Annotated in this window: 8 protein-coding genes; 2 read left to right on the plus strand and 6 right to left on the minus strand. The window is 55.3% G+C overall.

Features of this window, described 5'->3' with window-relative positions; all coding sequences use genetic code 11:
* Positions 1–6 precede the first annotated feature (6 nt).
* The gene (locus M2108_RS18680; protein WP_277470803.1) at positions 7–1,881 is read right to left on the minus strand and encodes a bifunctional homocysteine S-methyltransferase/methylenetetrahydrofolate reductase; all 1,875 of its coding nucleotides are present in this window, start codon (positions 1,879–1,881) and stop codon (positions 7–9) included.
* Between the two features lie 170 nt (positions 1,882–2,051).
* Between M2108_RS18680 and M2108_RS18685 the strand changes: the two genes are divergently transcribed.
* On the plus strand, positions 2,052–2,309 hold the full coding sequence (locus tag M2108_RS18685; RefSeq protein WP_277470802.1) for a hypothetical protein: 258 nt from the start codon (positions 2,052–2,054) through the stop codon (positions 2,307–2,309).
* Here the strand turns inward: M2108_RS18685 and M2108_RS18690 are convergent.
* The 5 genes from M2108_RS18690 to M2108_RS18710 all read right to left on the minus strand — a co-directional run bounded on the left by M2108_RS18690 (position 2,282) and on the right by M2108_RS18710 (position 10,180).
* Complete coding sequence (locus M2108_RS18690; RefSeq protein WP_277470801.1) at positions 2,282–3,382, minus strand: GerAB/ArcD/ProY family transporter; 1,101 nt, start codon at positions 3,380–3,382, stop codon at positions 2,282–2,284. The genes M2108_RS18685 and M2108_RS18690 overlap by 28 nt on opposite strands.
* A gap of 17 nt (positions 3,383–3,399) precedes the next feature.
* Positions 3,400–4,611 carry a Ger(x)C family spore germination protein gene (locus M2108_RS18695; RefSeq protein ID WP_277470800.1) on the minus strand — a complete coding sequence of 404 codons (1,212 nt, stop codon included), beginning with the start codon at positions 4,609–4,611 and terminating at the stop codon, positions 3,400–3,402.
* On the minus strand, positions 4,598–6,250 hold the full coding sequence (locus tag M2108_RS18700) for a spore germination protein (protein ID WP_277470799.1): 1,653 nt from the start codon (positions 6,248–6,250) through the stop codon (positions 4,598–4,600). The genes M2108_RS18695 and M2108_RS18700 overlap by 14 nt, the downstream gene beginning before the upstream one ends.
* A gap of 190 nt (positions 6,251–6,440) precedes the next feature.
* A complete protein-coding gene (dapF, locus tag M2108_RS18705) occupies positions 6,441–7,277 on the minus strand; it encodes a diaminopimelate epimerase (protein ID WP_277470798.1) in 837 nt (278 codons plus the stop codon).
* Between the two features lie 83 nt (positions 7,278–7,360).
* Positions 7,361–10,180: a calcium-translocating P-type ATPase, SERCA-type gene (locus tag M2108_RS18710; protein ID WP_277470797.1), complete on the minus strand. Its 2,820-nt coding sequence runs from the start codon at positions 10,178–10,180 to the stop codon at positions 7,361–7,363.
* 193 nt (positions 10,181–10,373) lie between these two features.
* Between M2108_RS18710 and M2108_RS18715 the strand changes: the two genes are divergently transcribed.
* Positions 10,374–12,245 (plus strand): Rqc2 family fibronectin-binding protein, encoded by a 1,872-nt coding sequence (locus tag M2108_RS18715; RefSeq protein ID WP_277470796.1) that lies wholly within the window; start codon positions 10,374–10,376, stop codon positions 12,243–12,245.
* Positions 12,246–12,257 lie beyond the last annotated feature (12 nt).

Raw genomic sequence — 12,257 nt, forward strand, 5'->3', positions numbered from 1 at the left:
TTCTTACTAGCGAAACAAGGGGGACAATTTGCGCCCCTGCCTGGTCCAAATATACTCCAGCAGCTGTACGCTCATGTCGTAGAACATAAACGGGGTCATCAGGTATATCCCGTTAAAGTGTTCAGTGGCCGCATCCAGCAGCTCCTTGGCGATGGCGACACCCTCTGCCCGGCCGGCTTCGCCTTCCAGCCCCTGCATCCGTCTGCGCACCTCATCCGACAGCTGGATACCCGGTACCTCGTTGTGCAGATATTCGGCATTACGGCCGCTTGCAAGCGGCATGATTCCGAGGAAGATCGGAATGTCGAGATGCTTGGTCGCTGCCGCAATATTCGCAATCAGCTCCGGATCATAGACAGGCTGTGTCATAATATAATCGGCGCCGGAGGCGATCTTTTTCTCCAGCCGCTGCACGGCCTTGTCCAGATGCTTCACGTTGGGGTTAAACGCAGCCCCGATCACAAACTTGGCCTTCTGTTTGAGCGGCTTGCCCGAGAAGGCAATCCCGTCATTAAGCTGCTTGATCATCCGGATAATTTCGAATGAGGTCAAATCGTAAATGGAGCTTGAGCCCGGCAGATCGCCGAACCTCGCCGGATCTCCGGTGACAGCCAGCACATGGTCAATACCCAGCGCATCAAAGCCCATCAGATGGGACTGGGTCCCGATCAGGTTCCGGTCCCGGCAGGCAACATGCACTAGCGGCCTAAGCCCGGTCCGGGCCTGTACCAGCGAGCCGAGCGCCATATTGCTCATCCGTGTTACCGCAAGGGAGTTGTCAGCCAGTGTCAGAGCATCTGCCCCTGCTCTGCGCAGCGCCTCCGCTCCTTTCATGAACTTCGTAATATCGAGATCACGCGGCGGGTCGAGCTCCACAATCACCGTATGGCGCTCCTTCACCAGGTCCACCAGATTCGGCTCACGGCCACTCCGGCCGCCGTCCTCCTCCAGATGCTCATGAATGGTGATGCTGCCCGCACTCTGCTTCACGGCCGGTTCGGGCAGAGGCTGCGGGACATACCCGCGCAGCGCAGCCGAGATTTCAGCGATATGCTGCGGTGTTGTTCCGCAGCAGCCGCCGATAATCCGGCTACCCATATCCGCAAAGACAGGGGCCATCTGCCCGAAATAATCCGGCGTTGCACCGTAGCGGTACTGCCCGTCCACATAATCGGCGATCCCTGCATTAGGATAGACCGACACCGGCAGTGCAAGGCTTCCCTGCAGTGTTGTGAGGGCACGCTTGATGCCGTTAGGCCCGGTCCGGCAGTTGAAGCCGATAATGTCTGCCCCGTCCTGCTCCAGAATGCGGAAAGCCTCCGGCAGCGTTAACCCGTCAAGCGTACGCGCCGTCTCATCCACCGCCAGCTGGCAGATGACCGGAAGGCCGCTTAGCTTGCGGACCGCCTTCAGCGCCAGGTGAAGCTCCTCTACGTCATAGAAGGTCTCCAGCATAATCCCGTCGGGCTGCTCTTCAAGCAGCGCAGTGAACTGCTGGGTATAGAAGCGTTTCAGCTCGGAAGCGGACAGATTTGCCCGTTTGCCGGCACGGATGGAGCCTACGGCGCCGACTACATACCCGGCTTCCCCCGCTGCCTTCCGCGCAATCCGCACACCGGCGCGGTTAATATCCTCCACCTTGCCTTCGAGGCCGAATTTGGCCAGCTTGTCATAATTGGCGGAGTACGTGTTGCTCTCCAGGAGCACGGCTCCGGCTTCAATATAGCTGCGGTGCACATCTTCAATGACCTCAGGAGAGTTCAGATTTAATTCTTCATAGGAGATGCCGACCGGGAAGCCCTTCTGATATAAAAAGGTTCCCATCGCCCCGTCTCCGACCAACACGTTATTCTTCCATGCAGAGCGCAAATCCGGCTTCACCGCAAGAACCTCCCCTATACTGTCATTAGTTTCATACTAATGTAACATAAAACGGGATGGATGATAAGCATTCAGGAGCCCCAAATATGGACCGGCCAGGCGGAGGCCCTGCATGGCATTACAGAAATTGCCCATACTACTTTTATTAACCAGCAAAGGACGGTTCCGGGTTGAAAAGAAAAACGCGCAGATTACTGCTCCGCAAGTATGCAGTGATCCTTATTTTATCAGCACTATCCCTTCTGTATCTGTATCTGCTGGATTGGCTGTTCGGCTACGGGAGAGGGAATATTGGTTACATCCTAGATTACCTGCTGTATTCCGCTTCAGAAAAGCTGGCTGCTGCCGTCATGCTGCTCGCGCTGATTGTGCCCGATATTATCTACTGGGTCCGCGGCACTCAGCCGGGACGGGGTTCCGAAAAGTAGCTGCGGACAGCCGTAATAATGATCAGAATAACAGGGATAACAATCATGAACACCGGGTAGACCGTGTACAGCAGCCTGCCCCCTTCATCCAGATGCTCAGTGAAGCTGCGGGCATCCAGCATTGAAGTAAACAGGATGATCAGCGTACAGGGATAAAGCATCCGCCGGTACGGGAGATTGAACAACTCTGAGATTCCAATCAGGGCGGCGCTGAAAAAGACCGACATTTTGAAAAAGACCCCGATGATCAGCACCATCACCACAAAGATATCCACCCGCTGGATAAAATCCGATATAGAAATCTTGCTGATTGTCGGCATCAGCGGCAGCTGGGAACGCTTGGCGATATCCGCCCCAAGCACCGAGATGTTAAGCGCGATTGTGGCGCTGAGCAGCAGCGCTGAAACGAGCATGGCTGCAGCAATAACCCACGGGCCTTTGCGGACATCGGACAGGTAGGGCATAAGCATGGTAAAGACAATCATTTCCCCGAACGGAAACATATAATTCTGATGTACCACCGAATCCATTACCGGCCGGAAGCCATCCCCCAGCACAGGCAGCAGATGCTGCAGATTAATTGAACCTGAAAGGATGAGCAGAACCATACTGAATACTCCGATCATTAAAACAATAATGGTAAACACCAGCGAAGTCCGTGTAAGCACCTCTGTACCCTTATGCAGCACATAGGAGCTCGACAGAATCATCAGCATGCTGAGAATAAACAGCGGTGTGTTGTGCATCGTGGCCATTGCCAGCATCGTGCTTCCGTCACGCAGGCCCCTGCCGGAGAGGTTCATGTACAAAATAATGTACAGCAGCGCAACTGGTGTCCCGGCTGTTTTGCCCAGAAGCTTGCGGGTATAGCCTGTAAATGTGAGTTCCGGATGCTTTCTGTACAGATAGGCATACCCCGAAAACATCAGCAGGCCGGCCAGCGAGCCGACCAGAATTGACAGCCAGGCATCCCTGCCGGCTGCCATGCCCAGATTGACGACCAGCGAGGTCCCCAGTTCAAACAGAAGTGTAATGCTGAAAAACTGGAGTAATCCTATTTTCACTTTTCCCATACTGTTCCTCCACCACTCTACGGATTAACCTGAAATGAGTTGCTGCGCATATCGGTATGTCTGATGACTGCATCGGCCTCTATCCGGAATTCGCAGGCCGCAAAGACATCCTCCCAGTGATCCCTTACCTTTTTCCAGCCTTGCGGATTTTTGCGCTCCATTACCTGTCCGAACCCGATATAGTCACTTTTATACTTTTTGGCCGTTTCAATGGCTGCCCTGATTTTTGTAGCGGTATCCTCTATCAGCAGGGGTGAAAGATTCTGAAGGGTCTCAGGGGAAGTCAGATCCAGGCTGTTTGGACTTTCCTTGATTGCAGCCTGCTGGCTTATTTTCACTATAAAAACGGGATGCTCCGGATCCGCTGCCTTGACCCTGACTTCAAGCTGGGACTGGTATACATTAAAGGCAATAAATCCTGAACCCGGATACCGGATGACTGCCGGATAGCCTTTGATTTTATTGTGCAAAAGCGCTGTCCCCAGCGCAGTATTCCCCTTCAGCCAGCCCTTCAGCCTGTCATCCTTAAAAGCGGCTAGCTCTGTTACTTTGATGACTGCATGCGGGGCAATGGTTTTCATGTTGTCATTCGTATCCGCAGCTTCAGGGTTGCCGTCAATAATGACACCGTTAATGACCGGCCCCCCTCCCCTGAGCTGAATCCCCCTGATTACATCATCAACTTCCATCCGGTAGTTATAGCCAAACTGCTTGGAAGTGGTATCAAGCTTCTCTACCAGGTCATTGGCGGGAATCTTGCTGAATACGGTCATGGTTGACAGGATATCATTCGCCTGCTGTCCTTTGGCTACAAAAATGAGGCTGGTTAACCGGGTATCGCTTTCCCGCTCAAGCACATCCATCATATCTTTGATGCCTTCCTGCGCTACCTTCTCGGAAATAACCAGCACGCGGACATGACCGAGGGACAAGAACCGGGCAGTCTGGCGGGAAGCACTGGCCAGTGCCTCGAACATTGTACGGCCCTTGCCTGTATACAGGGCCACCGGTGAGATGCCGCGAGCGTTTTCTCCGGAAATTTCGTCGGCGACAATGACCTGGAAGGAGAGGACATATTTTTCGGCCTCCCCCTCACCACGGTCTATGGCGACACCGGACACGATTGCCCGCCGGTTAAGCTCGACACTGTCCCAGCATCCGGCCAGCACAAGGGGAATGACCAGCTGGGCTGTAATAAGCAATACCAAAGAGAAGCTACTTTTCTTCACCTCGCCCAACCTCCTTGTCTTCCTGCCTGCCGGCAGCATCGTTACTGCGTATGAGAGGCGCCAGCGCAGCTTCATGGCCGGTCGTCATCCGTTTGTAATCCGGCATTTCCTTCCTGATCTGCGCCGGTGATTTGCCGGGCTTCATAAGCCAGAGCGGCAGCCGGAGAAGGGTGTCCTTCTGCCCTTTTACAGACAACGGCACGAACGGCGATAAATAAGGAATACCGAATGAACGCAGGCTGTTCATATGCGCTACCAGCACGATCAGGCCGAGCGTAATGCCGTAGAAGCCGAACATCCCGCCCAGCAGCAGAAATCCGAAACGGAAGATCCGCCCGGCGATCGCCATGTTATAAGCCGGGATGGCAAAACTCGCAATACCTGTCAGAGCAATAACGATAACCATAATGGGAGTTATAATGCCGGCTTCCACGACAGCTGAACCGAGAATCAGCGCCCCGACAACCGAAACAGTCTGTCCGATTACACGCGGCATCCGTACACCGGCTTCACGAAGGATTTCAAAAGCCCCCTCCATCAGCAGCGCTTCAACAAAGGCCGGGAACGGCACGGTTTCCCGCTGTGAGAGCAGATTAATAAGCAGGGTGGTCGGAATCATTTCATAATGATAGGTTGTTAAGGCAATATACACTGAGGGGCCGAGCAGCAGTACTATAAAACTGACATACCGGACAATCCGCATAAGGATCGCAATGTCAAAGCGTTGCGAATAGTCTTCGGCGGACTGGAAAAACTGGGTGAACACTGCGGGCAGAATCAGCACAAACGGGGTTCCGTCAATAATGATGACCACCCTGCCTTCGAGCAGATTTCCTGCAGCTACGTCAGGGCGTTCTGAATTATAAATGGTCGGGAAGGGGGTAAACGTTTTATCCTGGATCAGCTCTTCTATGAATCCCGATTCCAGCACTTCGTCTATCGCAATTTTGTTCAGCCGGCTCCGGACTTCCTCCACCAGATCCTTCCCTGCTATTTCTTTCATATAGAGCATAGCTACATGGGTCTGTGTTTCTGTGCCGACTCTCGTATATTCCAGCCGCAGCTTCGGTGATTTGATCCGCCGGCGGATCAGGGATATGTTCGTGGCCACAGATTCTACGAACCCGTCCTTTGGCCCGCGTACGACCATTTGGGAGGATGACTCCTCTACGGAGCGTGACTCCCCGCCCTTGGTATCACAGAGAACCGCACTCAAGCAGCCCTCAATAAGAACAGCCGTATCTCCCGACAGCACAGCCAGCAGCAGATCATTCCAGCCATCAGTGACCTCGGCATCCCCCAGCTCCAGAATACCGTCAAGCAGCACAGCCTGAATCCGGGCAGGATTTGCTGTATCCTCCGGGAGCTTCTGCGGCTCCGCCAGGAGCGAGCCGATTACAAATTCATTGACGGCAGCCGGGTCCGCCAGCCCGCTGATATGGATTGCCGCCGCCTGGACACGGCGCTCTCCTCCGATCTGGAGCCTGCGCACTTTAAGATCCGGGCTCTCCCCAAGCTCGGTCCGGATATTACGGATCGTCTCGTCCAGATCTTCTGTTAATCCGGATGTTCTGCCGCCTGTGCCCGTCAGACCGGCTGCCTCCGCCTGGCTGTCCATGCTCCGCCGACTGCTGCTCATCGGACTCCCCCCTTCTGATAATGGTTCCTATTATTCGCGGATCTTCCTGCCATTATTCGGCTATCCGGCCGGATTGAAACGCAAAACAAACCACAACAGCTATAAAAAAAGGATGTCCGCAAGCCGCGTGGCTTACCGGACATCCTTTTATTGGCTGCTGCAGTATAATGTGCGTGATGCGCCTGCCTGATTACACTTCTACAGAACCGGTATAGACCACCTGAGCCGGGCCAGTCATATACACATGATTATCCTGTTCATTCCATTCGATGAACAGATCTCCGCCTTTAAGGCTAATTACCGCCGAGCGGTCTGTCAGATTATTCAGCACAGACGATACCAGCGTTGCACAGGCTCCGGTACCGCAGGCCAAGGTAGGACCTGCACCGCGTTCCCAGACCCGCATATCCACATGTCCGCGGTCACGGACGGTTGCAAACTCTACATTGACCTTTCTAGGGAACAAGGGATGGACCTCCAGCTTCGGTCCCCAGGTAGCCAGGTCAAAACTGACAGCATCATCCACATAGATCACACAGTGAGGATTGCCCATCGAAACGGCGGTAAACTTGAATTCAGCTCCATCCGTTTCAATCGGCTGATCCAGCACCGGCTCGGCATCGATCGCTACCGGAATCTGTGTGCCGGACAATACCGGCTCACCCATATCTACCGTTACGGTTTCAACCACACCGTCCTTCACCTTCAGCGACACCTTCTGCTCGCCTGCGCCAATAGTCTCGATCACAATCTCCTCTGACTCCACCAGCCCGTGCTCATAAACGTACTTGGAGACACAGCGGATGGCGTTGCCGCATTGTTCGGCTTCAGAGCCGTCCGAGTTCATAATGCGCATCATATAGTCGCCGCGTTCGGACGGCAGAATGTATACAAGCCCGTCGGCACCGATTCCAAAGAACCGGTTACACAGCTTCACTGCCAGCTCTGCAGCATTAGCCGGCAGCTCCTGCTCGCCGAATATGATAATAAAGTCATTGCCAAGACCGTGCATTTTTGTAAATTCCATTATAAGGTCCACTCCTAAAAGGTTTGTTAGCATTCACATGTGAACCAAGCATACCTCAAGGAGCGGGGACAATGCTATTGATTTTATGCTGAAATTTTTGTACTTTTCATCACCGGACGGCCGCCGCTTTTGCTGCGATTCTTTTTGCCGCCCCATACGCTGCCTGCCCCCATCAGGAACGTCGGAATGCCTGCGCTTACGAATACCAGGCACCATTCCCGGAAGTTCAGCGGCACGGTCTTGAAGACCGGCTGAAGCACCGGCAGGTACATGACAGCCAGCATCAGCACCACGGATGACAGGACAGCCAGCACCAGCGCTTTATTCTGCAGCGGGTTGCGGTGGAATACAGAGCGTGAGCTGCGGCAGTCAAACACGTGGATCAGCTGGGCCATGACCAGAGTGGCGAACGCTACAGACTGTGCGCGGATCAGCTGCTCCGCACTGCCTGGAGCGGTACGCATCGTCAGCCAGAAGGCGCCGAGTGTACAGAGCCCGATCAGCAGGCCGCGGCTGATAATCTTCCAGCCCAGGCGGCGGGCAAAAATATTTTCCTTGGCCCCGCGCGGCTTGTGCTCCATCAGATCCTTCTCCGGCTGATCTACCCCAAGAGCCATCGCCGGCAGGCCGTCTGTTACAAGGTTGACCCAGAGAATCTGGATCGGCACCAGCGGCAGCGGCAGGCCGAGCATCATCGCGAAGAACATGGTGAGGATCTCGCCGACATTGGAGGCCAGCAGGTAACGGATAAATTTGCGGATATTCTCGTAAATATTCCGCCCTTCCTCGATGGCAGCAACAATCGTTGAGAAATTATCATCGCCGAGCACCAGCGCCGAAGCTTCCTTCGTAACATCTGTGCCGGTAATGCCCATGGAAATCCCGATGTCCGCCGCTTTGATCGCGGGAGCGTCATTGACGCCGTCGCCGGTCATGGCAACCACATGGCCGCGGCGCTGCAGCGATTTGACGATCCGCAGCTTGTGTTCAGGGGATACACGCGCGTAGACATGCACGTTATCGGACACCTTATCCAGCTCATCGTCATCCATCCGGCTAAGCTGTGTGCCGGTCAGCACGGTTCCGCCGCGCTGCAGGATACCAAGCTGGTGGGCAATCGCTTCTGCGGTCGTACCATGGTCGCCGGTAATCATTACCGTCTTGATCCCCGCCCGGCGGGTTACACTGATTGCATCACGCACTTCACGCCGCGGAGGGTCGATCATGCCGGTCAGGCCGGCAAAGACGAGCTGGCTTTCCGCTTCCTTCTCACTGCCGGCACTCTCGCCGGAACGCAGGTCACGGTAGGCCATACCAAGCACCCGCAGGGCTCCGGAGGCCATCTCCTCGTTCGCTTCCAGCACCTTCTGGCGCAGCGTCGGCGTGCATGGTACAACCGCGCCTTCCCACAGCATATAAGCGCAGCTGTTCAGCAGGACGTCCGGCGCACCCTTCGTGCAGATCATCCGCCCGCCCGGATGGCTGACGACAACGGACATCAGCTTGCGTTCCGAATCAAACGGGAATTCCTGCTCCCTTCTATAGGTTACTGCGAGCGACTGTGCAGTCAGGCCCATTTTGGCGGATAAAGCTACCAGCGCACCCTCCGTCGGATCACCTTTCAGTTCCCACACCGGCTGGCTGCTGAGCGGTTTATCCGCAGATTCACCCTTTTCCTTCCCTTTGCGTTTGCCGCGCAGCTCGGCCGGGAAGGTTTCAACAATCTCGGCATTGCTGCAGAGCACTCCGATCTGCAGCATGCGCCGCAGATTCTGATCATTTTTCAGATCAACCGGTCTGCCCTTCTGCAGAATCTGCCCGGAAGGGGCATAGCCCTCGCCGGTCACCTCCAGAATCCGTCCGGCGTTCCAGACACGCGTCACCGTCATTTTATTCTGGGTCAGCGTGCCTGTCTTGTCGGAGCAGATCACCGAAGCACAGCCGAGCGTCTCCACAGAAGGCAGCTTGCGGACGATGGCCTTACGTTTAATCATCCGCTGCACGCCCAGCGCGAGCGCAATCGTCACGATCGCCGGCAGCCCTTCGGGGATAGCGGCTACGGCAAGGCTCACGCCTGCAAGGAACATTGCTGCTGCAGGCTGCCCGTGCAGGATACCGGCCAGCACTACAACTATGGTGAGACCCAATGAAACATAGATCAGAATTTTGCCCAGCTGTTCCAGACGGTGCTGCAGCGGAGTTTCCTGCGATTCGGTGTTCTGAATCAGATCGGCAATTTTGCCCATCTCCGTATCCATGCCGGTGCGGACAACTATAGCTTTGCCTGTACCGCGGGTAATCATCGTGCCCATAAATCCGATATTTTTCTGGTCGCCAAGCGGCAGCTCGGCAGCAGAAATGGCATCGGCATGCTTTGACACAGGCAGCGATTCGCCGGTCAGCGCCGATTCTTCCGCATACAGTGCACTGCATTCCAGCCAGCGGACATCGGCCGGAACACGGTCACCGCTCTCCAGCAGCACGATGTCACCGGGAACCAGCAATCTGGCCGGGATAAGCTCCTGCCTGCCCCCGCGCAGCACTTTGGCATTAGGAGCCGACAGCTGTTTCAGCGCCCGCAGCGAACGTTCGGCCCTGAATTCCTGCACAAAGCCAAGCACCCCGTTAAGCAGGATAATGGCGACAATCGTAATGGCATCGAGGTACTCGCCCAGCAGGCCGGATACCAGCGTTGCCCCCATCAGCACCAGCACCATAAAATCCTTGAACTGGTTAAGCAGCAGGGTCAGCGGCGAGATTTTTTTCCCCTCCGACAGTTCGTTGAACCCGCTCTCCTTGCGTCTTTCCTCAGCTGCCTCTGCGCTCAGGCCCGCTCCCGGCTGAACGCCGAACAGCTTCTGCAGCTCCTCTGCACCGAGCTGGTGCCAGCTTTTTTGTTCCATATCGTTTCTTTCCCCTCCCGGTCGTTTCTTGACTTCCGGCGGCGCACAGCTTTTCCACCTGTTCATGACCAAGTGTATTCATGGTCGTCCCAAAATATCACTGCCCGTCTGCTTTCCCTTTTGCGCGAATGTGATAAAGTATGGCATCATAGGGAGTAGCACTTAATCATTTTGCGACAGGAGAGCTTTTATCATGGCATTAGACGGTATTGTTACCAGAGCGATCGTGCACGAGCTTCAGGCCTTTATCGGTGCGCGCGTCGGCAAAATATATCAGCCCAGCACACACGATCTTATATTCATCCTGCGCGGCGCGGGAGGCGGAGGCAAGCTGCTGCTGTCTGCGAACCCTACCTATCCCCGCCTGCACCTGAGCGAACGCAGCAGCGTCAATCCGGCGGAGGCGCCGATGTTCTGCATGCTGCTGCGCAAGCATTGTGAAGGGGGAACCATTGAGAGCATTGCCCAGGTCGGCATGGAGCGGATCATCCATATCAATATCCGGACCCGTGACGAGCTTGGCGATGTCTCGGCTAAACAGCTGATCATTGAGCTGATGGGCCGCCACAGCAACATCATTCTTACCGATCTTGCCAGCGGCACGATCATTGACGGCATCCATCATGTGACCCCGTCAATCAGCAGCTACCGGGTTGTCATGCCCGGAGCCGCTTACACCGAGCCGCCGCAGCAGCATAAGCTGAATCCGCTGGAGGTCGGCGAAGAAGCATTCATCAAGCTGATGGCAGACGCTGAGGAAGCCGCACTGCTGGGCGAAAGCGAAGTAAAGGCTGAGCCCGAGGACATGATCGAAGGAGATATTGCCGAACTGCTGCGTTCACTGGAAGGACCGGTGCAAGACGGAAGCGGCGGACCTGCTCCTTCAGCAGACCCTGCGGGCTGGCTCGTACATGCCTTCAGCGGGGTAAGCCCACTGATCGCCGGAGAAATTCTGTATAGAGCAGGCAAGGAGGTTGTACCGCAGAGTCCGGTGGCGCCTGCAAAGCTGTGGGCAGCATTTGATTCCGTAATGACGCCTGTAAGGGAGTTCCGGTTCGCTCCGGTTTCCGGCAATAATGCCAAGGGCAAGCCGGTCTTTTCCGCCATTCCTCTGAGTGTGCTGGGCGAAGAGGTCCGGCATTACAGCACGATCAGCAGCTGCCTGGAGGAATATTACGGGGATAAGGCAGAACGCGATACAGTCAAGCAGCGTGTCGCCGACCTGATACGCTTTCTCACCAACGAGCGGAGCAAGAATGTGAAGAAGCTGGCCAAGCTGCAGAAGGATCTGGAGGAAGCAGATGATGCGGACCAGTACCGGATCTGGGGAGAGCTGCTTTTTGCCTCCCTGCATGCCGTGTCCAAGGGCGACAAGGAAGCCCGGCTGGTGAACTATTATGATGAAAATCAGGCAGAAATCACGATTCCGCTTGATCCGCTGCTCACTCCGTCGGACAATGCGCAGCGTTATTTCAAGAAATACAACAAGTACAAGAACAGCCTGCTTGTGATTGAAGAGCAGCAGGCCAAGACACATGAAGAGATCACCTACATGGAGACGCTGCTGCAGCAGCTTGCCCATGCCTCGCTTAACGATATCGAGGAGATCCGCGATGAGCTGATCAGCCAGGGCTACCTGCGCGACCGCAGCAAAAAGGGTAAAAAGAAGAAGAAGGCTACCCGGCCGACCGTCCAGGTCTATACCTCATCCGAGGGTGTGGATATATATGTCGGCAAGAACAACCTGCAGAACGAATACGTCACAAACCGCCTGGCCTCGCCTAATGACACCTGGCTGCATACCAAGGACATTCCCGGATCGCACGTCGTGATCCGCAGTGAGGCGTTCGGGGATGCCACCCTGGACGAAGCGGCGCAGCTGGCTGCTTATTACAGCCAGGCCAAACAGTCGAGCAGCGTTCCGGTTGACTGCACCCTGATCCGCCATGTCCGCAAGCCAAGCGGTGCGAAGCCCGGCTTCGTCATTTATGACCATCAGAAGACGCTGTTTGTCACACCGGATGAAGAGCGGATTAAAAGCCTGCCGAATACGCTGAGAAGCTGAACCTGCATAAAC

It is taken from the genome of Paenibacillus sp. PastM-3 (genome assembly GCF_029893965.1).
GTDB lineage: Bacteria > Bacillota > Bacilli > Paenibacillales > Paenibacillaceae > Paenibacillus_AQ.